This is a genomic window from Kitasatospora sp. NPDC059648, assembly GCF_042734825.1.
In the GTDB taxonomy this organism is placed as follows: Bacteria; Actinomycetota; Actinomycetes; order Streptomycetales; family Streptomycetaceae; genus Kitasatospora.
The window spans coordinates 34,920-59,425 of the sequence record NZ_JBHWDU010000035.1 but is presented as its reverse complement, the minus strand read 5'-3'; the positions used below and the strand labels follow the sequence as shown (position 1 = coordinate 59,425).

At 73.2% G+C, this 24,506-nt stretch carries 20 protein-coding genes; 8 read left to right on the top strand and 12 right to left on the bottom strand.

Annotated features, from left to right (window positions below):
- Positions 1–268: 268 nt before the first annotated feature.
- Genes ACFV1W_RS21615 through ACFV1W_RS21600 form a run of 4 tightly spaced genes read left to right on the top strand, consistent with a single transcriptional unit; the run spans position 269 to position 4,983 of the window.
- Entirely contained in the window at positions 269–1,387 is a 1,119-nt protein-coding gene (locus ACFV1W_RS21615) for a polyprenyl synthetase family protein (protein WP_380418824.1), read from the top strand.
- Positions 1,384–2,979 (top strand): phytoene desaturase family protein, encoded by a 1,596-nt coding sequence (gene crtI, locus ACFV1W_RS21610; protein WP_380418823.1) that lies wholly within the window; start codon positions 1,384–1,386, stop codon positions 2,977–2,979. Before ACFV1W_RS21615 ends, crtI begins: the two co-directional genes overlap by 4 nt.
- Complete coding sequence (locus ACFV1W_RS21605; RefSeq protein WP_380418822.1) at positions 2,966–3,973, top strand: phytoene/squalene synthase family protein; 1,008 nt, start codon at positions 2,966–2,968, stop codon at positions 3,971–3,973. Before crtI ends, ACFV1W_RS21605 begins: the two co-directional genes overlap by 14 nt.
- Entirely contained in the window at positions 3,970–4,983 is a 1,014-nt protein-coding gene (locus ACFV1W_RS21600) for a DUF5914 domain-containing protein (protein WP_380418821.1), read from the top strand. The genes ACFV1W_RS21605 and ACFV1W_RS21600 overlap by 4 nt, the downstream gene beginning before the upstream one ends.
- Before the next feature lie 75 nt (positions 4,984–5,058).
- On the opposite strand, the gene ACFV1W_RS21595 is transcribed toward ACFV1W_RS21600, so the two are convergent.
- The 5 genes from ACFV1W_RS21595 to ACFV1W_RS21575 form a co-directional block, all read right to left on the bottom strand.
- A complete protein-coding gene (locus tag ACFV1W_RS21595; RefSeq protein WP_380418820.1) occupies positions 5,059–6,615 on the bottom strand; it encodes an FAD-dependent oxidoreductase in 1,557 nt (518 codons plus the stop codon).
- Entirely contained in the window at positions 6,612–6,791 is a 180-nt protein-coding gene (locus tag ACFV1W_RS21590) for a hypothetical protein (protein WP_380418819.1), read from the bottom strand. The genes ACFV1W_RS21595 and ACFV1W_RS21590 overlap by 4 nt, the downstream gene beginning before the upstream one ends.
- On the bottom strand, positions 6,788–8,071 hold the full coding sequence (locus ACFV1W_RS21585; RefSeq protein WP_380418818.1) for a lycopene cyclase family protein: 1,284 nt from the start codon (positions 8,069–8,071) through the stop codon (positions 6,788–6,790). Before ACFV1W_RS21585 ends, ACFV1W_RS21590 begins: the two co-directional genes overlap by 4 nt.
- Before the next feature lie 553 nt (positions 8,072–8,624).
- Positions 8,625–10,475, bottom strand: a complete 1,851-nt coding sequence (locus ACFV1W_RS21580) for an ABC transporter ATP-binding protein (protein ID WP_380418817.1) — start codon at positions 10,473–10,475, stop codon at positions 8,625–8,627.
- Between the two features lie 90 nt (positions 10,476–10,565).
- Positions 10,566–10,772 (bottom strand): hypothetical protein, encoded by a 207-nt coding sequence (locus tag ACFV1W_RS21575; RefSeq protein WP_380418816.1) that lies wholly within the window; start codon positions 10,770–10,772, stop codon positions 10,566–10,568.
- Positions 10,773–11,264: 492 nt separating this feature from the next.
- Between ACFV1W_RS21575 and ACFV1W_RS21570 the strand changes: the two genes are divergently transcribed.
- Complete coding sequence (locus tag ACFV1W_RS21570; RefSeq protein WP_380418815.1) at positions 11,265–11,933, top strand: MarR family transcriptional regulator; 669 nt, start codon at positions 11,265–11,267, stop codon at positions 11,931–11,933.
- Between the two features lie 716 nt (positions 11,934–12,649).
- Complete coding sequence (locus tag ACFV1W_RS21565; protein WP_380418814.1) at positions 12,650–13,111, top strand: hypothetical protein; 462 nt, start codon at positions 12,650–12,652, stop codon at positions 13,109–13,111.
- A 508-nt stretch (positions 13,112–13,619) separates the two neighbouring features.
- Here the strand turns inward: ACFV1W_RS21565 and ACFV1W_RS21560 are convergent.
- Together ACFV1W_RS21560 and ACFV1W_RS21555 are read right to left on the bottom strand one after the other, a co-directional pair.
- A complete protein-coding gene (locus ACFV1W_RS21560) occupies positions 13,620–13,928 on the bottom strand; it encodes a hypothetical protein (protein ID WP_380418813.1) in 309 nt (102 codons plus the stop codon).
- A 106-nt stretch (positions 13,929–14,034) separates the two neighbouring features.
- Complete coding sequence (locus ACFV1W_RS21555) at positions 14,035–15,036, bottom strand: DUF5937 family protein (protein WP_380418812.1); 1,002 nt, start codon at positions 15,034–15,036, stop codon at positions 14,035–14,037.
- A gap of 337 nt (positions 15,037–15,373) precedes the next feature.
- Between ACFV1W_RS21555 and ACFV1W_RS21550 the strand changes: the two genes are divergently transcribed.
- Positions 15,374–15,808 carry a peptidoglycan-binding protein gene (locus ACFV1W_RS21550; RefSeq protein WP_380418811.1) on the top strand — a complete coding sequence of 145 codons (435 nt, stop codon included), beginning with the start codon at positions 15,374–15,376 and terminating at the stop codon, positions 15,806–15,808.
- Between the two features lie 188 nt (positions 15,809–15,996).
- Here the strand turns inward: ACFV1W_RS21550 and ACFV1W_RS21545 are convergent, their stop codons facing one another.
- From ACFV1W_RS21545 to ACFV1W_RS21530, 4 genes are all read right to left on the bottom strand, one after another.
- The gene (locus ACFV1W_RS21545; protein ID WP_380418810.1) at positions 15,997–18,180 is read right to left on the bottom strand and encodes a S9 family peptidase; all 2,184 of its coding nucleotides are present in this window, start codon (positions 18,178–18,180) and stop codon (positions 15,997–15,999) included.
- Positions 18,181–18,194: 14 nt separating this feature from the next.
- Positions 18,195–19,979 (bottom strand): N-acetylglutaminylglutamine amidotransferase, encoded by a 1,785-nt coding sequence (locus ACFV1W_RS21540; protein WP_380418809.1) that lies wholly within the window; start codon positions 19,977–19,979, stop codon positions 18,195–18,197.
- Entirely contained in the window at positions 19,967–21,316 is a 1,350-nt protein-coding gene (locus ACFV1W_RS21535) for a glutamate--cysteine ligase (protein ID WP_380418808.1), read from the bottom strand. The genes ACFV1W_RS21540 and ACFV1W_RS21535 overlap by 13 nt, the downstream gene beginning before the upstream one ends.
- A gap of 121 nt (positions 21,317–21,437) precedes the next feature.
- Positions 21,438–22,211, bottom strand: a complete 774-nt coding sequence (locus tag ACFV1W_RS21530) for an ABC transporter permease (RefSeq protein ID WP_380418807.1) — start codon at positions 22,209–22,211, stop codon at positions 21,438–21,440.
- A 165-nt stretch (positions 22,212–22,376) separates the two neighbouring features.
- Here ACFV1W_RS21530 and ACFV1W_RS21525 point away from each other — a divergent pair, with 165 nt between their 5' ends.
- Positions 22,377–22,853: a hypothetical protein gene (locus ACFV1W_RS21525; RefSeq protein WP_380418806.1), complete on the top strand. Its 477-nt coding sequence runs from the start codon at positions 22,377–22,379 to the stop codon at positions 22,851–22,853.
- 989 nt (positions 22,854–23,842) lie between these two features.
- Here ACFV1W_RS21525 and ACFV1W_RS21520 read toward each other — a convergent pair.
- Complete coding sequence (locus ACFV1W_RS21520; protein ID WP_380418805.1) at positions 23,843–24,451, bottom strand: class I SAM-dependent methyltransferase; 609 nt, start codon at positions 24,449–24,451, stop codon at positions 23,843–23,845.
- Positions 24,452–24,506 lie beyond the last annotated feature (55 nt).

The window sequence follows — 24,506 nt, the reverse complement described above, 5'->3', positions numbered from 1 at the left end:
CACCCGGGCACGGCTTGTGCCACTAGAGGGCCTTCGGGCACCGAAGTGGAGGAATCGTGCGCCGCGGACGACTGGCGCGCCGGGATCCGGGATAGACGGACAGGGCCCGCTGCCGTCGTGGCCGCGCGGCGGCCCGGGGCCCGCATGTGCTCGGCCCCGGAACGTGACGTGGAAAGCGAGCCCGATGTCCTGTCCGTCCTCGCCGGCGGCGCCAACCTCCTCGCCCGGCCGGCCCCGGCCGGCACCCGCTGCGGGGCCCCTGTTCTCGATGGAGGGGGTGGACCTCGACGTGCCGGGCGCGGTCGGCCGGGTGCTCGACGAACACTTCGACCGGTGGGTCGTGCGGGCTGCTGCCACCGACGGGACGTTCGCCGCCGACATCGCCCGCCGGGTGGCGGAGTTCACCCGGCGCGGTGGCAAGCGAACCCGGGCGCAGTTCCTCTGGTGGGCGATGCGCGCCTGCCGCTCCGGGGACGTGCCGGGCGGCGCGGCGCTGACCGCTGCCGCCGCGGTGGAGCTGTTGCAGACCTGCGCGCTCGTTCAGGACGACGTCATGGACGGCTCCGCCAGGCGCCGGGGCGGACGGGCCCTCCACGCGGACGTGGCCGCCCAGTACGCACGTGGTGCCGGTGCCCGGCCGGCGGCGGACCTGGGGGCGTGCGCGGGCGTCCTGGCCGGGGATCTCGCTCTCGTCTGGGCCGACGACCTCGCCTTCACGGCGCTGGCGCAAGTGCGCCCGCACCGGAGCGAGCAGGTGCGGGACATCTGGTCGAACCTTCGACTGGAGCTGGTGGCCGGTCAGTACCTGGACGTGCACGGTCAGGTGACCCGCTCCCGTTCGCCGGGGCGGGCGATGCGAACCGCGTGCCTGAAGAGCGCGATGTACTCGGTGGAACGGCCGATCCACCTGGGTGCCGTGCTGGCCGGTGCCGGCCGGCAGCAGACGGGGGCCCTGCGCCGGGCGGGCCGTTGCGCGGGCATCGCCTTCCAGCTCAGGGACGACCTCGACGGGCTCTTCGGGGATCCGGCGGACACCGGCAAGCCCTGCGGTGACGACGTGCGGGCGGGCAAACCCACGTTCCTGGTCGCGGTGGCGCACGCCCGGGCCGTCGCTCGCCGCGACAGCGCGTCCTTGGAGGTGCTCGGCCGCTGCCTGGGCGATCCGGACCTGGACGACGGCGGCCTGGCGGAGGTCCGGCGGGTACTGGTCGCCACCGGGGCCCGGGCGGCGGTCCAGGCCCGGATCGAGCGCCTGTCCGAGCGCAGCCTGGAGCACTTGGAGAGGGCCCGGCCACACGCTCCGGGCGCCGAACGGCTGGCGGCCCTGCTGAGAGCGGCGGCGGGGTTGGCGCGTGGTCCGTTCCGCGGTGAAGAGGGCGGCGCATGAGCCCCGCCGCGCCGGCGGCCGATCACGTCGTCGTCGTGGGAGCCGGCCTGGCCGGGCTGGCTGCAGCCTGTCATCTGATCGGGGCGGGACGGAGCGTCACCGTGGTCGAGCGGGACGATGCGCCCGGCGGCCGGGCCGGGCGCATCCGCCGCGGCGGCTACCTCTTCGACACCGGGCCCACCGTGCTGACCATGCCGCACCTGGCCGACGAGGCGTTCCGGGCCGTCGGCACCTCGCTGCGTGAGCACGTCGAACTGCTGCCGCTGCAACCGGCTTACCGGGCCCGCTTCGCGGACGGCAGCGCCTTGGACGTGCACACGGACGCGCAGACGATGGAGGCCGAGGTGGAGCGCTTCGCCGGGCCGCGGGAGGCGGCGGGCTACCGGGAGCTGCGCCACTGGCTCACCCGGCTCTACCAGGTGCAGATGCGGCGCTTCATCGACACCAACTTCGACTCTCCCTGGCAACTGCTCAACCCGGACCTGGCCCGCCTCGCGGCGCTGGGCGGGTTCGGCCGGCTCGCCCCGCGGATCGGACGCCACCTGCGCGACGAGCGGCTGCGCCGGGTCTTCTCCTTCCAGTCCCTCTACGCCGGGGTGGCTCCGGGCCGGGCGCTGGCCGCTTACGCGGTCATCGCCTACATGGACACCGTGGCCGGAGTGTGGTTCCCCCGCGGCGGCATGCACGCCCTCCCCCGCGCGATGGCCGCCGCGGCCGCGGCGGCGGGCGCCGGATTCCGGTACGGGAGCACGGTGGTGTGCCTGGAACGGTCGGGGCACCGGGTGACGGCCGTCGTCACGGACCGCGAGCGCATCCCGTGCGACGCGGTCGTGCTCACGCCCGACCTGCCCGTGACGTACCGGCTGCTGGGGCGGGCCCCGCGCCGGGCGGTGCCGCTGCGCTTCTCTCCCTCGGCGGTCGTCCTCCACCTGGGCACGGACCGCACCTGGCCCCAGCTGGCGCACCACACCCTGTCCTTCGGCCACGCCTGGAGCCAGACCTTCGACGAACTCACCCGCACCGGCCGTGTAATGACGGATCCGTCACTGCTGGTCACCCGTGCGACGAGCACCGACCCGTCGCTGGCCCCGGCAGGCCGGCACACGCACTACGTCCTGGCGCCGGCACCCAACACCGTCGTCGGCCCGGACGCCGCGGCCTGGGGTGACCTGGCGCCGCAGTACCGCGACCACCTGATCGACACCCTGGAGCAGCGCGGGCTCACCGGCATCGCCGGGGCCGTCGAGGAGGAGCTCATCGTGACCCCGGCCGACTGGGCGGCCCGGGGACACGCCGCGGGCACGCCCTTCTCCGCCGCCCACACCTTCGCCCAGACCGGGCCCTTCCGGCCGCGCAACCTGGTGCGTGGGCTGGAGAACGCGGTGGTGGCCGGCTGCGGCACCACCCCCGGCGTCGGCGTTCCCACGGTGCTGATCAGCGGGAAGCTCGCCGCCGCCCGCATCACCGGCACGCCACGCCCGGGCCACCGCGCGCCGGTGGACGCCCGCCCGGCCGGCGGCGGTGCGGCGACGGGCACACCGGACCCGCTCCCGTCCTCCTCGATCGCGGGAGCCGCGCATGTCGGCCCGTGAACTGGACGCCGCGGGCGTCACGGCACCGGCCCTGCGCGCGGCGTACACCGCCTGCCGCGACCTCAACGCCCGCCACGGCCGCACCTACTTCCTGGCCGCTCGACTGCTGCCGGTGGAGCGCCGGTGCGCCGTCCACGCCCTGTACGGCTTCGCGCGCTGGGCGGACGACATCGTCGACGGGCTGGACCGGCGCGAGACGCCCACCGAGCGCGACCGGCTGCTGGGACTGCTGGAGGAGGACCTGGCCACGGGCCTGCGGGGCGGCGGCGCGGACCAGCCGGTGGTGCGGGCGGTCGCGGACACCGCCGGCCGGTACGGCATCGACCCGGGGCTGTTCACCGACTTCCTCGCCTCGATGCGCGCCGACCTCACCGTCACCGACTATCCGACCTACCAGGACCTCTACCGCTACATGCACGGTTCGGCGGCGGTGATCGGTCTGCAGATGCTGCCCGTCCTCGGGACGGTGACGGGCCGGGCCGAGGCCGAGCCGTACGCGGCGGCCCTCGGGGTGGCGTTCCAGCTGACCAACTTCCTGCGCGACGTGGGTGAGGACCTGGACCGCGGCCGGGTCTACCTGCCCGGCGACCTGCTCGCGGTTCACGGGGTGGACCGGCCGCTGCTGGAGTGGAGCCGCCGCACCGGCCGTGACGACGCCCGCATCCGGGCCGCCCTGGTCGCCGCCGCCGGGCTGGCCCGCGGCGTCTACCGGGACGCGGAGCCGGGCATCGCGATGCTGGAGCCCAGGGTCCGGCCCTGCATCGGGACCGCCTTCGTGCTCTACGGCGGCATCCTGGACGCGATCGCCCGGGACGGGTACGCGGTGCTGCACCGGCGGTCGGCGGTGCCGCTGCGCCGACGGGCTGCGGTCACGGCCGCGGGGCTGGCGCGCGCCCTGGCCGCCCGGGTGCCGGCGGCCGTGCGGGGCCGCCGTCCCTCCGGCCCGCCGCCCCACCGTCCGGCGGACCCGGACGGCCGGAGGGCAGCGCGTTGAGCGCCTCGCCCGGACGGCACCGGACCTCGCCGCTGCGGCTGCGCCGGGGCCCCGCCTGGGCACGGCAGGAGCCGTCCTGGCGGGCGGCGAAGCCGGCGCTGATCGCCTCCGCCCTGGAACGGGCGACGGCCCGGCCGTTCGGGAACTGGTACGTCGTCGGCCCGGCCGGGAGCATCGCCTCCCGCGGCCGTCCGTGCGGGCGCCTGGTGGGCGGGACGGAGGTGGTGCTCTGGCGGGACGACGGCGGGAGGCTGCGGGCCGGTTCGGGGATCTGCCCGCACCTGGGCGCACCGCTCAAGGACGGCCGGGTGGTGGGCGGCACGCTGGTGTGCCACTGGCACGGTCTGGCGCTGGGCGGCGGCGCGTCCGCCGGGTGGGAGCGCTACCCGGCGTACGAGGACGGGGTCCTGGCCTGGGTGCGGCTGGACGCCGTCGGCGGTGAGGAACCCTGGCTGCGGCCGGCGGTGCCGCGGCGCCCAGCCCTGGAGGGGGCCGTCACGGCGGTGTACACCGGGCGGGGCCGGTGCGAGCCCGAGGACGTGGTGGCCAATCGGCTGGACCCGTGGCACGGCGCCTGGCTGCATCCCTACGCGTTCACGGACCTCAGGGTGGTGGAGGCGCCGGACGCCGTCGCCGGGGGCGGGGAGGACGGGTTCGCCGTCGACGTGTCGTTCCGGGTGGCCGGGCGGCTGGTCGTGCCGGTGCGTGCGGTGTTCACCGCGCCCGGCCCCCATACCGTCGTGATGCGCATCGCGGAGGGTGAGGGAGCCGGGTCGGTGGTGGAGACCCACGCCACCGCGCTCACCGCCGCCTCCTCCCCCGTCCCGCGCACCGCGGTCGTGGAGGCGGTGGTCGCCGCGTCCGGGCGGCGCGGCTTCGCCGTGGCCCGGGTGCTCGCTCCGTTCCTGCGGCCCGTGGTGCGCCGAACGGCCGGGCGGCTGTGGCGCGACGACCTGGCCTACGCGGAGCGCCGCTGGGCTCTGCGCAGCACCGGCCGCTTCCCCGGCTGAGCTCCGGCGGGCTCGCGGGGCAAGCCGGCCCCCTCGCGGCCGGGCGTGCCCGGGACCGAGCGGCCCGGCCCGCGGTCAGCGGGCCGCCCGGCGGGCCACGGCGCGCAGCGGGCGGCAACGGCCGGCACGGGGGACGGACCACAGGGTCTGGCCGGCCACGCTCCAGCGGGCGAGCAGGGCGTTGGCGGCCTGGAAACCGGTGGTGGCGGCGCGTTCCATCAGGGCGACCGGCAGGTCGGTGCGGACCAGGTCCCCGGCGAGGACGACGGCGGGGTGCGGCGTGATGACGCCGGGGCGGCGGGACCATCCGCCGACCGGGAACACCGGGCAGTCGCCGCGCCATTCGTGACGCACGTCCACGAGGCGGGCGCCGCGGGTCTCCGGGTACACCTCGTGCAGCCGGGCCGTCATGCGCTCCTGGACCCCTTCGCGGTCGGCGTCCTCGTCCACGGCGTAGGCGTGCAGTTCGACCACCGATCCACCGGTACGGGCGGCCCACCGGGCCGCTTCCCCCTCCCAGCGGTCGAGGACACTGACGTTGTCGAGCCCGTCGTAGCCGCTGGTGCCGAGGAACCCGGGCCGGTGCGCGGCGACCGGGCGGTCCAGCCAGAGCCGGGAGACCAGGAAGGGCGGCGCGGTGCGCAGGGCGGCGATGTCGGCGCGCCACCGCGGGCCGCCCAGGTGCTCCGAGGCGGCGACCAGGCGCCGCAGGCCACCGGCGTCCAGGGCCAGGACGACGGCCTGGTGGCGCTCGGCGCCCCGGCCAGGGGTCACCACCTCGATGTCGCCGTCGGCCAGCGGCCGGACCCGGTCGACGGGGGACGCGGTCCGCAGATCGACACCGAGCCTGCCCAGGTAGTCGGCGAGGGGCTGCCACAGGCCCTTCGGGTAGGGCTCGGTGGGGACGTCGAACAGCAGTCCTTCGGAGGATCCGAGGAAGTAGATGTGGAACATCAGCAGCAGTTCGGCGGCGGACAGCTGGCGCGGGTCGGTGAAGAAGCTGCGGGAGAACACCTCGAAGGCGAGGTGTCGGGCGGCGTGGGGGAAGTTGATCCTCTTCAGGAAGTCGTGGGCGCTGGTGCCGTCGTACCGTTCGAACACCTCCGGTACGCGGACGTCGAGCAGCGGCAGGGCCGCCCGTGCGTCCAGGGCGGCCAGATCGCGCAGTCCGAAGGTGGGACTGAGGAGGACGAAGCCGGCTGCGCTGAGCGGAGGGGTGCGCGGTACCCGTGCGAAGCTGTCGGTCACCCCGCTGCGGTGGCGCAGTGGGTAGTCGGGCATGGCTGCCAGTCTGGTGAGCCCCGGGTCGGTACGCCGTAGCAGGCCGCGCAGGTTGTAGTACTGGCGGAAGAAGGCGTGGAAGCCGCGGCTCATGGTCGCGGTGGAGCCGTCGGCGAGGCGGACGGGCCAGCCTGCGACGCGGCCGCCCAGGACGGGTTCCCGTTCGTGGAGGGTCACCGCGATGCCGCGTTCGGCCAGTGCGGTGGCGGCTGCCAGGCCGGCGATGCCGCCCCCGACGACGGCGACCCGGGGCGGTTCGGCTCCGGCGAAGCGGGCGTGGCCCGGTGTGGCCGGCACCGTTTCGGCCCGGCGGTCGCGGCCGCGCCGGGCAGCGGGCGTCGTGTTGCTCACTCGTGCGCCTCCGGGTGGGCGGAGCGCGGGTGCGCCGCGGCGGCGCCGGCCGGGGCGGCTGCCGGGCGGCGCGGGGCGCCGAGGTGGCCCGGGTCGGGGGCGGTCAGCAGGTCGTAGGCCGGTGCGGCGGGGTCGTAGGCACGGACGAGGTCACGGTCGCGCAGGAGCGGCGTCAACGGCTCTCCTCGGAGGAGTCGGGGGCGGGTTCCGGTCCGGTGCCGGGCAGGGCCCGGCGAGGAAGCAGCGGGAGTTCGACGGCGCAGCGCAGCATCGGGCCGACGGGGCAGCGCAGGCCGATGCGCAGTTCCTCGGCGGGGGTGCTCCTGCCGTCGAGGAAGCGCAGGACCTGTTCGGCGGGGGTGCGGCGGAACAGGTCGGTGAAGAAGCGGGGGCCGTCGATCCGGCCGGTGTCCAGGGCGCGCAGCAGGACGGCGTCCATCACCAGCGCTCGTCGGCGGTGGGGTGCGGGCGCGGGTGCGGTCCGGCCGGGTGTCGGTTGCCGGGCGAGGGTGGCGGCAATGGCCCGGCTCTGCCGCTGGATGGCGGCGAAGGCGTAGCCGGTGGCCGGGCGGGTGGCGCCGCCGGCGGTGCCGATGCGCACGTGCGCGGGACCGGCACGGCGGGGGAAGCGGCCGTCCGTCATGGGGATGACGCCCTGCTCGGCCTCCTCCACCGTGAGTGCGCCCAGACCGAGTACGCGGCGGGTGTAGTCGTGCAGCGCGTGCTCGTATCCGGCGGTGGTCAGGGGGCGCCGGGAGAACTCTGTGTACTCCACGAGGGCGCGGTCGGGGGCCAGGGGAAGGACGTATCCGAAGGCGAGACCGTGGGCGGGCTGCGGGAGGCGGAAGTCCATCAGGTCGGCCGTGCCGGGGTCGAAGCGCGGGCGGTCGGTGTGCACGAACCAGCCGCGGAAGTGTTGCAGGAGGGTGGTCCGGGCCAGCGGCGGCCGCACGGGCGGCCTGGAGTCGAAGACGTACCGGGCGTCGAGGGTGAGCGGCCGTCCGGCGGCGTCTGTGGCGACCACGCGGGCGCCCGGGCGTCCGTCCGGCCGGGGCTGCACCCGGTGGACGGTGGCCCGCACGAGCCTGGCTCCGGGGTGGCCGCCGAGGCGGTCGTGGACCAGTTCCTCGAACGCGGTGGAGCGCAGCATCCGGTAGCGCAGCGGGGCGGGCTCCGTCTCGACGGCGTTCCCGTCGGGGCCGGTGATCCGCAGCCGGGACCACTGCGCGGTGACAGCCTGCTCGTACTCCCCCGGGCCGTCGTCCCAGAAGCACCAGGTCCGCGGCGGCGGGCGCAGCGGACCCTCGGGGGTCTCGACGACGGTCAGGTCGAGCCAGGGGCGGGGCCGGTGTCCCTCGTGCCCGTGTCCGACCAGCCAGTCGGCGAGACTGAGTCCTGCGGCTCCTCCACCGATGACGACCAGGGGAGGGGGCTGGGCTTCAGCGGTCCTTCTCAACCTCAATCTGCCTCCGCCTTCCGGCTGGACGGGGTCTGACGGCGGGCGGCGCCCGGCACCGTCTACAGGCGGTCAGGACAGGCCCGGCGGGCATCGTGCCAGGCGCGCGGCGGTGTCGACGGCGTTGGCGCGTTCCGGGCGTGTCACGTGCGGCGGGGCTGATCGAAGACCGTGCAGTGGTCGAGGCCTCAGGTGTCGCTCCGTCCCCGCTCCGGCGAGCCTCGACGTCGTCGGCGTCGCTCCGCCTGGGCCGCGACCACTACGTCCGCCTGGACTCCAACGACTGCTCAGTGCGAGCGCAACGCCGGCCCTGCTCGGCGCGCTGGCCAGCGCCGGGGCCGGACGCACACGCCTGGCCCCGACCGTTCGGGGCCGGCCCGGCGGTGTGCCGCTTCGCGATCGGTCTCGGCCGCACGCCGCCGGTCCCGGCACGGCTCGCCGAGGTGGCTCGGCGACCTGTCCGGCGTGGCGGTCGGCCTGGTGGCGTGCGGCGCGGTACCGACTCTGCGCCGGCCACCGGGGCGTTCAGCCTTCAAGCCGCCGCGCGGAGGGCTCAGGAGACGGACCTGACGGGGGCGTCCGGCGGGTGGTGCAGCCGGTGGAGGGCGGCGTAGGCGGGGCTGCGGGCGATGAGTTCGTCGTGGGTGCCGTGGGCGGCGACCTCGCCCTGTTCGAGCAGGACGATCTGGTCAGCGTCTCGGACGGTGAGCAGGTTGTGCGAGATGATGACCGTCGTGCGGCCGGCCATCAGCAGGCGCAGCGGGCCCATGATCCGCCGGGTCGACTCGGCGTCCAGGCCCGTGGCCGGCTCGTCCAGGACGAGGACGGGCGCGTCCCGGATCATCGCGCGGGCGATGGCCAGACGCTGGCGCTGGCCGCCGGAGAGCAGCCGGCCGCGTTGGCCCACCACGGTGTCGTAGCCGTCCGGGAGCAGGCTGATGAACTCGTGGGCGTCCGCAGCCCGGGCGGCCGCCCGGATCTCGGCCTCGCTCGCCTCCGGGCGTCCGTAGGCGATGTTCTCCCGGACGGTGCCGTGGAAGACCAGGGTCTCCTGGAGCACCACCGCAACGTTCTCGCGCAGCTCGGTGAGGGCCAGTTCGCGCAGGTCGAGGCCGTCCAGCCGGACCGTGCCGCCGTCCGGGTCGTAGAAGCGCAGCAGCAACTTGGCGACGGTGGACTTGCCCGCGCCGCTGGCTCCGACCAGGGCCAGCATCTCCCCGGGCGCCACCTTGAACGACACGCCCGACAGCGCGGGGGCTTCCGTCTCCGGATAGCGGAAGGTGACGTCGTCGAACTCGATCTCGCCCTGGGTGCGGCCGATCGCCCGGGGGGCGGCCGCCTCGCTCACCTGCGGGCGCTGGTCGAGCAGTTCGATGACCCGCTCGGCCGCGGCGGAGGCCGCGTAGAAGGTGGTGCCGAGTCCGGACATGCTCTGGATCGGGCCGTAGAGCCTGCTCAGCAGGGCGAGGAAGACCATCAGCCCGCCGAGCGTAAGCCGTCCGTGCACCAGCTCCCAGGCCCCGAGCCCCATCACCACCATGCCACCGAGCAGTTCGATGAAGTCGACCGTCGGCCCGTAGAGCGCTCCGATCCGGGTGGAGGCCATCGCCGCGTGGTACCGACCGACGCTCTCGCGCTGGAACCTGGCGTGCTCCCAGTCCTGGCGGTTGTACGCCTGGACGAGCGCGATGTTGCCGAGTGACTCCTCGGTGACGGCGCTGATCGAACCGGCGCGTCTGCGGCGCTCGCGCGAGGCCGCCCGGATCAGCTTCGCGAAGCGGCGGGCGGTGAGGAAGAACAGCGGTGCGGCGACCAGTGCGGTCAGCGTCAGCTCCCAGCGCAGCACCAGCAGTACGCCGACGTAGATGCCCAGCCGCATCACCTGGCTGACCGCGCTGACGAGCCCGGAGAGCAGGAAGGTCTCGACCGCGTCGATGTCGCCGGTCACCCGGGACAGCACGTCGCCGAGCCGCCGCCGTTCGAAGAACCCCAGTGACAGGCCCTGGAGGTGCCGGAAGACGTCCGACCGCAGGATGAGCAGGAACCGCTCGCTGACCCAGGTGGAGGTCACCCGGTCGGCGAATCCCAGTACTCCGGAGAGCAGGGCGAGCACGGCGTACGCGAGGGCGATCGGGAGGAACAGGCTCAGCCGGTGCGGAATGAGCATGTCGTCGATCACGATCTTGAAGAGCCAGATCTCCGCCACCTCGATCGCCGGGGCCACCGCGACCAGCGCCAGCAGCACCACCAGCCAGCGGCGGCCGCCCCTGGTGTACGGCCAGAAGCGCTGGAAGACCTCCCGGAGTGGAACCGGTGGTGCGGTGGGGACCACGGCTGGGTCGGCGGTCTCGGCGACCGTGAGAAACCGTCGCAGCACGGACCGCAGGTAGCGTTTCCTGGTCATCTCACGGTCTTCCCGCTCGCCCCAGCGGCAAGGCCGGGCACAGTTGCCCGGCCCGCTCTCGAAATGGATTCGTGCAGCTGCTAACGGCGACTAGTCGCCCCAGTCGCCCCAGTCACCGTAGCCGCCGTAGCCGCCGTAGCCGCCGCCGTGGTCACGGTCGTCGCGCTCGAAGTCGTCAAAACCGTAACCGCCGCGACCGCCGTGGTCTCCACCGTCGCGCCCGAAGTCATCGAAGCCACGACCGCCGTGGTCTCCACCGTCGCGCACGAAGGAACGGATGCTTGCGAGGAATGACATGATCAGACCCTCTTTCGATGTGCTTCTCTATCCAGCGTCATCCTCGACCCGGGGATCTACAAGCGCAGAGTCGGTGAAATTTAGACATTCGATGATTTGACCGAAATGTCCAAATTGACCGGTCGCTCCCGCAGCGGGAGGCGTCCGACGTGCTCCCGCCTGCCCCCGACGGCGACGCCGACGCCCGGCACCGCCCGGCAGGACGTCCCGTCACTGCTGGAAGGGGGGCTCGGCTCCCAGGCCTGCCCGCAGACCGGGCTGAACAGCTCCCGGCCCTTGACCGCGCTGGTGCCCGCGTACGTTGCAGCCCTTGAGCCGACGGCACGGGTGCGACATCCGTCTACTGGGACGCCCTCAACCCGTATTCCTGGTACTGCCGAGGCTGATCTCCGGCTACGAAGCCCCGGACGGGCCCTGGCGCCTTGCCGGGGCGCGGACCACTGTCGCGGCACGGTCGTCCACACCATCCCGGCCCGCTGGCTGCGGCCTCTCGTGATCGCCACTGGTCTCGCGGAGGGGCTGGACGACGCCGCGATCGCGCGGCTGATCGGCCGTCCGACCTCCACGGTGACCCGGGAGATCGCCCGCAACGGCGGAGCCTCCCGCTACCGCGCGGAGACCGCCCAGCGCGCCACCGCCCGCCGGGCCCGCCGCCGACCGGGCCTCCTTCGGCCGGCCAGGAACGGCGCGTCCGCCCCGGACGGGCGCGATCCGGCGGCCATCGCCGAGTTCGCGGGCCGCTTCGCCGACCTGCTGGTGCACATGGGCCTGCCGCGCATGGTCGCCCGGGTGCTCAGCTGCCTGTACGTCACGGACAGCGGCAGCCTGAGCGCGGCCGACCTGGTGCAGCGGCTCGGCGTCAGCCCGGCGTCGGCCTCCAAGGCCGTCGGCTACCTGACCGACCAGGGGTTGATAAAGCGCGAGCGGGACGGGCGGCGCGAGCAGTACACCATCAACGGCGACGTCTGGTACCGCTCGATGCTCGCCAGCGCCCAACGCAACGCCCTGCTGGCCGAGTTCGCCCGCAGCGGCGCCGACCCCCTCGGCGCCGCCACTCCCGCCGGCCAACGCCTCGACACGGCCGCGGACTTCCTCGCCGAGATCGGCACCGACCTGGTCCGAGCCGTCGAACGCCGCCGCGCCGACACCGGGACGTCCTGATCGGGCCGGTGCAGCCGGGCAGAGGTTGCTCCGGGACGGCGACGACACGTCGGGGAAACTCGCGGAGCGACCGCGCGCAGGACCGCGACCTGCAGGGCCAGGCGCAGCAGGTCCAGTCAGTTGGCCCGGGCCCCCGGTTGTCAGTGCGACCGGATACCGTGCGGCGCGCTGGACCGGACGGAGATCGTGAGGGACTCGCGGCCATGGGGGGTGGGTGGGAAGCTCCCCGGCCGCCGGCTCGGGACTGGATCGGTATCCGTGTCTCCACCCCCCTTCTCACCGCTTGCCAGTCGTGGCTCAACTGGCCAGGTGAAGTGCCCAGCCACACGGGTGCCAGGGCGCACGTCTTCGACGGCGCGGCCCGTCTCCACCAGCTCCCCGGGCGCCCCGACGACGTCCTCGCCCCGCACCCCCGCCTTCAGGCCGGTCCTGGTCCGGCGGCGTTCCACGTGCGCGGCCGCGATTCCGACCGGGGCACGGAGGCGGTTCATCCCGGGTTCAGCGAGGCGACGCCCTGGGCACGACGGGTGTTCGCCCGTCCAGGTGGAAATGCGTCATCGAAGGCATGATTTCGGCCATGCCTATAGTTCCAAGGCAAAATTGGCTTCACCCCTTCGAAATGTATGCCAGAGTTCTGCTCGTGGCGCGAATGAAATATCACATGTGCCACATCGTGAAAGCTCGCGAACGCCTCCCAGCTCTTGAAGGAAGAAGCCATGAACCCCGTCTCGCGTACCGCGGCCGCCGCGACTGGTGCCGCCGCGCTCCTTGTCACCCCCGTCCCGGCGCTCGCTGACGCGCCGCAGCCCCCTGCCGCCACCACAACCACCTGCGGCTGGTCCGGCCTGCAGGCCGGCCTGTCCACCAAGGTGTGCGCGGAGGTGACCGGCGACCGCGTCGTGGTGTACGGCCAGATCGGGCTGGCGGGCCCGCCCTCGCCGGGGACGCCGTGGCCGCCGGCACCGCAGGAACTGATCACCGGGCTGTCGGCGGAGACCGCCGGTGGGGGATCGCTCGGCGCGGCGTCCGGGCGCACCGTGTTCACGGTCAGCACGGTGCGGGTGGACGGCATCGTTGCCACGGTGCCGTGCGGCTCGGTCGTGCACGCCTCCTTCGCGGTGTCGGGCGCCTATCGAGGTCCGGTCCCGGTCACCCTGGAACTGCCGGTGAACTGCTGACGCGCCTCGCGGCGGCCGAGCCCGGGAGCCGGCAACGACCCGGGCTCGGCCCTCACCTCGCGGCACGGGCGCGGTGCGGAGGAGGTCACCTTCGGCTGCGACCCCAGCCGACTGACGGCGGCCGTCACATCCTCCCCGTGGGCGGTCAATACAGCGCCCCAACGGTCGAGCGCGATGTACTGGCCCGGCTGCCGCCCCCTGGGATCGGCGGGAGGTGGAGCGGCGGGTGGCGAAGAGCGCACCAGAGCTGCTGACGTAGCACCAGGACGCCGTCGACGCCGTCGCCGGGGTGGGCGACCGCGATGGTCGTAGACCTCGGACAGAGGAGGATCCGCGTAGAGGAAGTTGTCGAACGGGCTCGATCGGGTGACTGCGGCGGCAGCCGTACATGAGAGCAGGGCCTCTTGGAAGCTCAATGGTGTCGAAGCCAACGAGCGGTCCGGGAGGCCCTGTTGTCGCATTCGTACGGAATCATCCGACGGCCGCGGCCTCGACGGCGGCGCGGCCCTCAGTCCGCAAGCGCCGCTGCGGCAAGCCTGGAGATCTCTGCGGCGACAGCCTCCGGGTCCGGGGCGGTGGTGACGCGGGCGACGTCGTCCAGGCCGGGATGGTTGCGGACGCGGACGGAGTGCTGTGCGTTGCGCAGCAGGTCGAGGTCGTTGATGTCGTTGCCGAAGGCGTTGTACCGGTCGATGCCGAGGGAGGTGAGGGCCTCCCACTTGTTCGTGGTGCCCGGGGCGAGGTCGATGATCGCCTCGTCGAGGTGGTGGTTGACGGTCATCCCAAGGACGCGGGCGGATTCGGCGAGGGCTGTCATGTCGGTCGCGTCGACCACGAGGAACTTGACGACGGCGGGCAGGTCGGCGAGGTCGACCCGGCGCGCGAGGCGGCCCTGGTCGACGCGCGCCGAACCGCGGCCCGGTTCAGGTCCGGCCGAGGAGGGCGAGGGCGGCGGCGGTGGGGGTGTGGAGGGCGGTGTTGCGGTGGCGCAGGGTGGTGATGAGGCCGGCTTCGCGCAGGACGGTGGCGTGCTGGCTCGCGCCGGAGGGGCCGATGCGCAGTGTGTCGGCGATTTCGGTGGTGGTGCAGCCGGGGCGCTGGGCGATGGTGTGCAGGACGGCGGCGCGGGTGCGGCCCAGGAGCGCGGACAGTGGCGGGGGTGCGTCGTCGGTGGTGGGGCGGCGGGGTGCGAGGAGAGGGGCGGGGTCTGCGGCCGGGTCGTGCTGGGCTGGATAGGTGAGGATGGGTTGGGGTTCGGCATCCGGGTCGACCAGGGGTGCCTGGGTGGCGAACATGGAGGGCATCAGCAGCAGGCCGCGGCCCTGTAGATGGACATCGCCCTCGATGCCGGACAGCAGGTCGACCTCCAGTACGGGCGGCCGCCAGCGGATGCGCGGCGGGTGGAGCCCGCTCAGGAGCCGCTCCACGCCGCCGTGCATCATCTCGCGGGCCCGGACGGCTCGGTCGGCGGCGAGATGGGCGGTGACCTGGGGCCAGTACGGTGCGAGCACCGTCGCGTGGACGTCGCCGAGGGCGTCGGCGAGTCGCCGTAGCAGTTCGGGGTCCTCGCCGAGCCGGCGCGCCCAGCCGGGCAGGCCCTGACGCCTGGCGATCGCGGCCAGGGCGGTGCGCAGGTGTGTGCGGGGTGTGGCGGCTACCTGCTCCAGCAGCTCGGGCAGGCTGCCGGTGCCGCCCGGGCTCAGGAACGCGGGCGCCCATCCGTGCATGGGTGTCAGGTCCAGCACCATCCGCGCCTGCGGTGCGAGGCGGGCCCGGACTTCCCGGCGCCACGCGCCGAAGCGCAACGCCTGGTTGCGATCCTGCAGGACACGCAGGGCGATGCTCAACTCCCCCAGTGGCGGGGCGGCTTCGGCGATGCGGGTGCGCGCCAGGTCCGCGCTGGTGAAATGGAACCGGTAGGCCATCCATCCCCCTGCTGCCCGAAACGACGGCTCTTCCTGTTTCGAGCATGCCACGACTTGCCCGCCAGGTCCTCCGGTCCGCCCAACGGCCCTCGTTCGGCGGGCGATTCGCCCTTTTTCAAAGGGAGTTGAAACAGGGCGACGGGCTGTGCGCCGGGCCTGATGCTGGTGCGAGAAGGGCAGGCCGGAGTTCCGGTCCGCACCGCTGACAGGCGGGATCTTCGGCCGACACCACACGGTCACGTAGCCGCACGCTTCCGCAAACCCTTGCGTCGGCGCGGCTGGCCGGTGACGGCGGTCGCGTCGAAGGCCCGCGGAATCCGTTCGGAAAGAGGAAGCAATGCGATCTTTTCTGGCAAGGACACTCGTCACCTCGGCCGCCATCGCCGGGATCGCCGCCGGGAGTCTCGCGGGCGCGAGTGCGAGTCTCGCGGCCCCCCAGCCGGTTGCGAGGCCCGCGGTCACCAGCCCGCACCTCTCCCTCCTCGCAGTGAACAACCTCGGCCTCAACACGACCAGGGCCATGAACTGGCAGAGCTGCCTGAACGCCTGGGGCTACAACGCCGGCGCTGTCGACGGGCAACTGGGCCCCAACAGCTGGAAGGCAGCGCAGAGGATGCTCAACGACTTGGGCTACAACGCCGGTACGGTCGACGGGATCCTCGGACCCAACACGATCACGGCGCTGCAGAAGTTCCTCGGCGTCACCCCCGACGGGATCGCCGGACCGCAGACCAGGGGCGCGTTCTGGGACTACAACGCCACGGGCTGCTGAGCCGACCCGGGGCGCCGCATGGGTCTGGCCGGGAGGGACCACCCGGCCAGACCGGCACTGAGGGCAGCCACCCAGCCGACGCCCACCGCACCACGGGGCCCTCGACGCGGCTACGACGCCCCTCAACTGGTTGGGCCTGATGGTGTGTCGGCCGTGCGCGATGGAGTACCCGCAGGGCCGCGCACCGCTCAGTCGGCGAGGTGGCGTTCGATCCAGGCGGCCGCGGTACGGCGGAACAGGACCCGGTTTCGGGTGTTCCTGAACTCGTGGCCCTCGTTGGGCAGCACCAGCAGTTCGGCCGGGATCCCCCGTTGGCGGGCCGCCAGGACCATCTGCTCGGACTCGCCCGGCGGCACGTTGGTGTCGTGCTCACCGTGAACGGCCAGCAGCGGCACCCGGAGGGCGTCGACCCGGCTCATCGGAGAGAGCGCGTGCAGGAGGTCCCGGTCGCGTTCGGGATGGCCGTACTTGGCGGCGGCCGATCGGGCGATCCACGGCTCGGTGCCGGCGAAGAACGTCAGGAAGTCCGACATGCCGCACACGGAGACACCGGTGCGGAACAGCTCCGGATGCCAGACCAAGGAGGCCAGCGTGAGGTAGCCGCCGTAGGAGTGGCCCATCACGGCCAGCCGGCGGGGGTCGGCGAGTCCGAGGGCGACCACGTGCGCCGCGCAGTCCGCGACGTCGTCGATCGCCGCGAACCGCCCGGCGCCGAGGTCGGCGTTGACGAAGGAGCGGCCCGCGCCCAGCGAGCCGCGCACGTCGGGTGCGAAGACGTCCAGGCCGTGGCCCAGCAGCTCGTGGTAGAGCGGATCGAAGACCGGTCGCTCCTGCTGCTCCGGCCCGCCGTGCAGATGGACGACGCACGGCGCGTGCAGGTCGGGGCCGCCGCCGGGTGCGCGGTAGTACCAGCCGCCCAGCTCCAGCCCGTCACGGGCCCGCACGCGCAGGTGCTCGGGCCGCTCCGGCGGCGGGCGGCCGGGTGCGACGGCGTCCTCGTCCCGCGAGGACCACGGTGTGCGGACGGGCGGCCCGCCGTCGGCCGCGTGCCAGACGCCGGGCCGGCGGACCGAACCGGAGACGGCCAGCGCCAGGCCCACCGGGCCCGCCGGGCTGATCCGGGTCACCACCTCGTGCGCCAGGGGCAGCGGACGCGGGGCGAGTCCGGACGGTGAGCCGTCCACCTCCGCTCCGATGCCGGCGCCGGTCCGGCGCCACCGCGGGGTGGGCAGGGAGACGACCTCCAGCTCGCTGCGGCCACGCACGTTCCAGGCCAGCACGGCGCTGCGGCCGTCGTCCCGGACGGACAGCAACTCCAGGTCGACGCAGTCCCGTTGGGCGATCACCTGACGATGCCGGCACTGGCCGTCCGGCCCGAGCTCGGCGGTGACCAGGGCCGCGAACTCACGGTCGGCGTCGCTGCGCAGATAGAGCGTCCGGCCGTCTGGCGAGAACCGGCCGATCCAGGGGTCCCCGTCGGCCACCGGCACGGTGCAGGCCGTCTCGCCGCTGTCGGTCCGCAGCACCACGGCCTCGCGCCGGCCGCGCGGCCCTCGCAGCAGCAGCACGAGCCGGCCGTCCGAGGTGGTGTCGCACACCCGCAGGGTGGCGCCCGCCGGTTCGGTGGCGAGGAGTTCGGGGGGCCGCACGCCGGTCGGATCGGCCAGGTAGGCGGCCAGGCCCCCGCCGGTGAGATGCGGCTCGGGGGCGATTTCGTAGGGGGCCGGCCTCGACGGACGCAACACCGCCGGTACCGCCCCCGGCAGGCCGGTGTCCAGCAGCACTGTCCCGACCTCGCCGTGGTGGGCGCCGCCGAGCAGTACGGCGTGCCCGTCGCGGCTGATCCACTCGCTCGGGGGCACTTCCTGGTAGGGCTCGGCGGGTGCGGTGGTGCCGGGCCCGGCGGCGGACAGGCCGACCAGCGGGTCCGTCGTGGTGATGGCGATGGCCGAACCGTCCCGGGTCCAGCGACCGAGGTAGGCGGTGCTGCCCGCCAACGCACCGGCCAGGATCCGGCGGTCGCCGCCGTCCGGCCGGACGCAGAGCACCCGGGTGTGCTCGCCCCCGCCGGGGGCGGTGGTGTAGGCGATCCAGCGGCCGTCCGGGGACCACGAGACCTCGATGACCGGGTCGGTGCCGGTGTCGAGCAGGTGCACGTCGTCGCCGTCGGCCGCTCCGGTCCACAACTGCGGTACGCCGCCGCGGTTGCAGATGAAGGCCACCCGCCCGCCGGTGGGGTCCGCCGACGGGTACCAGCACCCGTGGGCGGTCACCGGGCTGTGGCCCTCCCGGGTGTCGTGGGCGTCCGGGAGGACCACGGCCTGGGGGGCCGCCGGCGGCGGGGCCACGGGATCGAAGCGCTGGTCCACCACGGTCCGCCTCCCGTTCAGTCGATCCCGTGGGACTGCAGCCACATCTCCAGCAGGGCCACCTGCCACAGCGCGTTCGCCCCGCGCGCCGTGCGGTGGGCGTCCGGTGCGGCGAGCAGCTCGGCCAGATAGGTCTCCTGGAAGATCCCCCGGGCCCGGGCCTCGGGGGCCGACAGGACCTCCTCGATCCGGCCCAGCACCGGCGGAGCCATCCGGCGGATCGCCGGCACGGGGAAGTAACCCTTGGGCCGGTCGATGACCTCGCGGGGCAGGAGCTTGCGGGCGGCGTCCTTGAGGACTCCCTTGCCGCCGTGGGCGAGCTTGAACTGCGGCGGGCAGGCGGCGGCCAGCTCGACCAGTTCGTGGTCCAGGAAGGGCACGCGTGCCTCCAGTCCCCAGTCCATGGTCATGTTGTCGACCCGCTTGACCGGATCGTCGACCATCAGCACGTGGGTGTCCAGCCGGATGGCGGCGTCCAGGGCGGTCTCCGCCCCTGGGGGTGCCATGTTCGCCCGCACCAGTTCGCCGGAGACGTCGTGGCCGACCAGCAGCTCCGGCTGGAGCATCCGCCCCAGCTCGGCGTGCGACCGGTCGAAGAACACCTTGGCGAAGGTCTCGGGCTCCCGTTCGCGCGGCACGGCCGCCAGGGCGGGGTGCCAGTGGTACCCGGCGAACACCTCGTCGGCGCCCTGCCCGCTCTGCACGACGCTGACGTGTTTGGAGACCTGTTCCGACAGCAGGTGGAAGGCGACCGCGTCATGGCTGACCATGGGCTCGCTCATGGCGGCCACCGCCCGGTCCAGCGCGCCCCGCACCCGGTCCGAGGGGACCATGATCTGGTGGTGGTCGGTGGCGAACTCCCGGGCGACCAGGTCCGAGTAGCCGAACTCGTCGCCCTGCTCGCCGCGTTCCGCCTCGAACCCCACGCTGAAGGTGGCCTGGTCGTCCTGGCCGGCTTCGGCGAGCAGCGCCACGATCAGGCTGGAGTCCAGGCCACCGGAGAGCAGCACCCCGATCGGTACGTCCGCCACCGTGCGGCGGCGGACGGCGGTGCGCAGGGCGTCGAGCACGGCATCGCGCCAGTCCGCCGCGTCCATGCCCGCGTGCTCCGGCCGACGGCTGTAGGACGGCTGCCAGTAGCACTCGTCGTGCTGCCCGCCGTCCGGCTCCACGACCCGCACGGTGGCGGGCGGAAGCTTGCGGACGCCGCTGAGCACGGTGCGCGGTGCCGCCACCGTCCCGTGCAGGGTCAGGTACTGGTGCAGTGCGGCCGGATCGATGGAGGTGTCCACCCCGCCGCCCGCGAGCAGGGCGGGCAGTGAGGAGGCGAAGCGCAGCCGGCCCGGCCGCCGCGCCAGGTAGAGGGGTTTGATCCCGAGGCGGTCGCGGCCGAGTACCAGCCGACCGGTGTCCGCCTCGGCCACGGCGAAGGCGAACATGCCGAACAGTCGTCGCACACAGGCCGTGCCCCACTGCCGGTACGCCTTGAGCAGCACCTCGGTGTCGGAGGTGGAGAAGAAACGGTGACCGAGGTTCTCCAACTCCTGCCGCAGCGCCCGGTAGTTGTAGACGCAGCCGTTGAAGACGACGGTGAGGCCGCTCTCCGGGTCGGTCATCGGCTGGGCGCCGCGCTCCGACAGGTCGATGATCTTCAGACGCCGATGGCCGAGCGCCATGGCGCCCTGCGACCACAATCCGCGGCCGTCGGGCCCGCGGGCCGCCAGCCGGTCGGTCATGCGCTCCACGGCGGCCAGGTCGGGGCGCCCGCCGTCGAAACGGATCTCTCCGCTCAGCCCGCACATGCCGCCTCACCTCCGTTCGAGCGGCCCTGGGGGCCCGTTGGGAGGGCGGTGACGGTCGTCGGGTCGCAGTTGCCCGCGTACGACTGGCCGTCCGCGGCCGTCGTCCGGCCCGTCCGGCCCGTCCGGCCGCGGATCCGGCTCGTGCGGCGCAGCAGTGCGCCGGATCGGTGCGCCGCGAGCCGAGCGGCCCGGGTCTTCCGGCAGCGCGCGGACAGGCTCCTGCGGTCGATCCGCGCGCGGGGGCCGATCACGGCCGGGTTCGCCCCGGTCCGGGCGATCAGGAAGTCGACGGCCGCGGTCAGGCCGCCGTCGGCGGCGACGCGCCGGAGCCGGTGAGCGACATCGCCCAGCCTCAGCGTCTCCTCGGCCAGTCCGGAGACGGTCTCCCAGTCGCCGAACTCCTCCAGGGTCGGCCGCAACCGCGCCAGCAGCGACCGGACCACGGCGCAGGCAGGACGCTCCAGGCCGGTGGCCGGGTCGACCAGTGGGCCGTCCAGCCCGGAGCGGGCGGCCCGCCAGGTCATGGCGCGCAGCCAGGGCTGGCGGGAGTGCGGACAGCCGCTGAACCGCCGCGCCGCCTCGCAGGCGTCGACCACCAGCGCGCGGAACAGCCCCGCGATCATCACTGCCGTTTCCACCCGGGGGCAGGCGTCGCACACCCGCAGCTCCAGGGTCGGCCGGTGCGCGGAGGGCCGGATGTCGTAGTAGACCATCCCGGCGTCAGTGATCACTCCGGAGCGGATCAGCCGGGTCACGGCCGCGTCGTAGGCCGCTGCCGTGCCGAAGCAGCCGGCCGGACCGCTGGTGGGCCAGCGCTGCCACAGCATGGTGCGCCAACTGGCGTAACCCGTGTCCGCGCCTAGCCAGAAGGGTGAGCTGGCGGACAGCGCCAGCAGGGTCGGCAGCCAGGGCGCGACGAGGCACATCACGCGGACGGCCGTGTCGCGGTCGGGCACGTCCACGTGGAACTGCACGCCGCAGATCAGCTGCTCGTCGGCCACGGTGCGGTACTCGTCGGCCATGTGCAGGTACCGCGGGTCCGGAGTGACGTCCACCGACCCCATCCGGGCGAGCGGCGCCGTGCCGGCCGCGACCACGGCCAGGCCCAGCGGGGCGGCCGCGTCGACCAGCGTCCGCCGGGACCGGGCCAGGTCGGCGTGGAGGGCGTCCAGCGACGTGTGCACACCGCTGTTGGTCTCGACGGCCGACCGGAGGAACTCGGTCGTGAAGCCGCGGTCCGGTAAGCCGTCCAGCACCTCGTGGGCCCGTGCCGCCAGCATTCGGGTCTCCACGTCGACGATGTGGAACTCCTCCTCGACTCCGATCGGCACGGTCATCGGGCACCTCCGAACGGGTTCGACGGCACGGCGCCCACTGGAGCACCGCGCCTCGGGCGGCCGTCCTGCACGGTCGTCCGCCCCCGAACACCCAACCTCCCACGCCCGTCCCGGAACCGCATCAGGACCAGGCCCGTGGACGGTGTTCGTCCGGTCGGCTCCGGGCCTTCCGCGGGGCGGGGCCGGGTGAAACGGAGGAGCATCTATGGGTGGGGGTGGGGGCTGGCTGACCAGCGGCTTTCAGGAGACGGCGATGGCGGTCAGGACTCGGGGGCGGGCCGCCTTCACCGCGGGCAGAACGGCCGCCGCCAGCCCTGACAGGGCCGCTCCGGCGAGCACAGCCAGGAGTGGTCCACGGGATGCTGAGCGCGGTGATCCCGTACAAGGCGAGGATCTTCTGGCCGGTGATGCCCCAGGCCAGGCCGAGGCCAGGGCCGAGCAGGGCGCCGTGCACCGCGATGAGGAGCGATTCCAGGCGGATCATCCGACCGATCTGGGCGCGGTGGGCGCCGACGGCGCGCAGGAGTCCGATCTCGCGGGTGCGTTCGATCACCGACAGGGCGAGGGTGTTGATGACGCCGAGGACGGCGATGACGATCGCGAGGCCGAGCAGGGCGTAGACGAGGTAGAGGATGGTGTCGACCTGGCCGGTGACCTGCTTCTTGTAGTCGGCCTGGCTCTGCACGGCCACCTGGGGGTAGCTCGCGAGCGCGCTGTCCAGCGCGGCCTGGACCTTCGCGTGGTCCACGCCGGGCACGGTGTTGAGGTAGAGGGTGAAGTCCTGGGCCTCGGGTGCGAAGCGGTTCAGGGTGTCGAGGGAGACCTCCCAGCTGCCGCCGTCCTTGCCCGCGCCGGCCGGGGGCTTGGAGATCGCGCCGACGGTCAGGTTGCCCACGTTCCCGTTGAGGAAGTGGAGTTCGACCTGCGAGCCGATCGAGAGGTGGTCGGCGGTGGCGGTGGTCTCGGGCGGCCAGGGTTTCGGTCCGCTGCGACGGTGACATCATCGGTCAGGTCCGAAGAGCGCTCCCGCGGACCGTTCCGCTCACCGTAGTCTCGTGCCGTGGTCGACGAACATGGGGCACCCGACGCCTTCAAGAACGGATGCACGAATGCGGCGCTGACGCTGGAATCCTGCATCAGCTACTTCATCGACCGCATCTCGTTGAACGAGTCCAACGAGGACCGCAAGGACGACACGCTGGATGTGTGGCTGCGGGAGGGGCCGCGGAAGCCCGATGTAGTGATCTCGCTGTCCAACCTTCACTCGGTCCGCCCGTGGGAACCCGAACTGGGCAGGTCCTTCATCGACGGGATCTCGCTCGTTCACCTGCCGAAGCTGCCGTTGCCCTGGCCCGCTGAGGCGGTCGGCCGACTCGATCGCTCCGAGGACCTGCCCGAACTGGTCTGGCTGAGGATCACCGGCCCCGTCGAAGTCGACGCTGTGGCCGCCATCGTGACCGTCTACCGGGCCCAGAGCGACGATGCAGCCTCCGTGCTCCAGGGACAGCCTGAATCCGCTCGGCGGCTCAGTCAGTAGTCAAACTGCCATGGGACCGGACACTCAGCTGGCCGTTGCGCTGGTGGGGATGACGATGGTTCCGTGGTAGTTCGCGTTCTGGACGCCTCGATCGAGGGGTCTGCCCGACTGGTCGCGTCACCGATCCCGCACCCGACAGCACCGTCACCCGAATGGCGCAACATGACGGAGCACGACGTGCCACCCACATGGATGAAGATCAAGCTGATTAGTGGCCCACCGAGGCAATCCGCGAAAGGGGAACCAAATGCGCATTCGACGAATCCTCGCCGCCGTCATCGCCACGGCAGCCCTCGCCGGACTCGGCCTCACAAGCGCCGCCGCCGCCACCTCACAGGGTGCTCCATCATACGTCACCCCTCATCAGTGCACGCAGGGCGGCGGAACGCCCGATCTGACGGCCAACCTCTGCAAGGGCGGTACGCACAACGGGGAGAAGATCGACTAAACGCCACCAGGCGCCCCGCAGCCACGCGCTGTGGGGCGCTCCCGCGCGAGCGTAGCCGGGAGAGTCGCAGGAACTGCGCTGACCGTCGGGCACGCTAGGTATAAGACTGCCGGACGTGCATGTTCAGGTGTCGCGTATTCGCGGCTGAGCGCAGTTGAGGCTCACGGTAAATGATCTGCGCAATCTCAGCGGCACCCGGCTGTCTGCTGGCTTGTGCCTTGGTCGACGCTGCCTCGCGTCAGTAGCCAGCTCGGTCGTGGGCGGGTGAGGATGCGGATGCGGACGAGCCGGAATGAGGCCCGGCCGGGCACCGCGACGGCGGCGAGGCAGGCCGCAAGGCGCCAGGCGGAGCCCATCGGCAGGCGCCACAGCACCGCTCCGACCTGACGGCGCACCACTGCCACCCCACCCCCACCATCAGGAGGGCAGTGCGCGCAGAAAGGTTTGTCAGAATGCCCCGCCGCCTTGGTGTGCCCTCTGAGCTGTACGGATGCCACCCCGCGCCCGGGGCGGGAGTGGTGGCCTCACCGCCCGAGCGGCGTCAGGCGTCGATCGGGCGCAGCACCGCGTAGTACGCGAACGGCGGACCGTACAGCCGGGCGACCCGCAGCCCTGCTCCCTCCGCCAGGCTGATCAGCGAGGACGGCCGGATCTGGTGCCGGTCGAAGAACTCGCCGATCACCAGCCGCCCGCACGGCTTCAGCACCCGGCGCAGCTCGGCCAGCGTACGCGCCGGATCCGGGATCTCGCCCAGCGCCGTCACCAGGTAAGCCGCATCGAACGAGTCATCCGCAAAGAGAAGTTCATGTGCGTCGGCGCAGTTCGGCACGATGTTGTCGACGCCCTGCTCCGTGGCCCGGCGGCCCACGTGGTCGAGCATCTCCTGCTGGATGTCCACGATGTCCAGCTGGCCGTTCGGGCCCAGCTGCGGTGCGATGTGCAGCGACTGCAGGCCGGTTCCGGGGCCTATCTCCAGGATCCTCTCGCCCTCCCGGGCCTGCAGCACGTGGTCCAGACGCTTCAGAGTCAGGAACGGCAGCGGCAGGTCGAGCAGCCAGCGCTGAGAGTACGGGTACGGCGCAGAGTCGGTGAACCACCAGGTGGCGACGGCGGCGGCAGCGCCGGCGCCGATCAATGCCCGAGAATTCATCACAATTCCTCCCTGAATGTCCGATTGAGCCACCGAAGCATCCCTGATGGCCATC

Coding starts and splice junctions, on each gene's coding strand:
- crtI (WP_380418823.1), top strand. CDS start 1,384: ATGAGCCCCGCCGCGCCGGCGGCCGATCACGTCGTCGTCGTGGGAGCC.
- ACFV1W_RS21580 (WP_380418817.1), bottom strand. CDS start 10,475: ATGACCAGGAAACGCTACCTGCGGTCCGTGCTGCGACGGTTTCTCACG.
- ACFV1W_RS21540 (WP_380418809.1), bottom strand. CDS start 19,979: ATGTGCGGGCTGAGCGGAGAGATCCGTTTCGACGGCGGGCGCCCCGAC.
- ACFV1W_RS21555 (WP_380418812.1), bottom strand. CDS start 15,036: ATGGCCTACCGGTTCCATTTCACCAGCGCGGACCTGGCGCGCACCCGC.
- ACFV1W_RS21615 (WP_380418824.1), top strand. CDS start 269: ATGGAGGGGGTGGACCTCGACGTGCCGGGCGCGGTCGGCCGGGTGCTC.
- ACFV1W_RS21605 (WP_380418822.1), top strand. CDS start 2,966: ATGTCGGCCCGTGAACTGGACGCCGCGGGCGTCACGGCACCGGCCCTG.
- ACFV1W_RS21565 (WP_380418814.1), top strand. CDS start 12,650: ATGAACCCCGTCTCGCGTACCGCGGCCGCCGCGACTGGTGCCGCCGCG.
- ACFV1W_RS21560 (WP_380418813.1), bottom strand. CDS start 13,928: ATGACAGCCCTCGCCGAATCCGCCCGCGTCCTTGGGATGACCGTCAAC.
- ACFV1W_RS21575 (WP_380418816.1), bottom strand. CDS start 10,772: ATGTCATTCCTCGCAAGCATCCGTTCCTTCGTGCGCGACGGTGGAGAC.
- ACFV1W_RS21550 (WP_380418811.1), top strand. CDS start 15,374: ATGCGATCTTTTCTGGCAAGGACACTCGTCACCTCGGCCGCCATCGCC.
- ACFV1W_RS21535 (WP_380418808.1), bottom strand. CDS start 21,316: ATGACCGTGCCGATCGGAGTCGAGGAGGAGTTCCACATCGTCGACGTG.
- ACFV1W_RS21520 (WP_380418805.1), bottom strand. CDS start 24,451: ATGAATTCTCGGGCATTGATCGGCGCCGGCGCTGCCGCCGCCGTCGCC.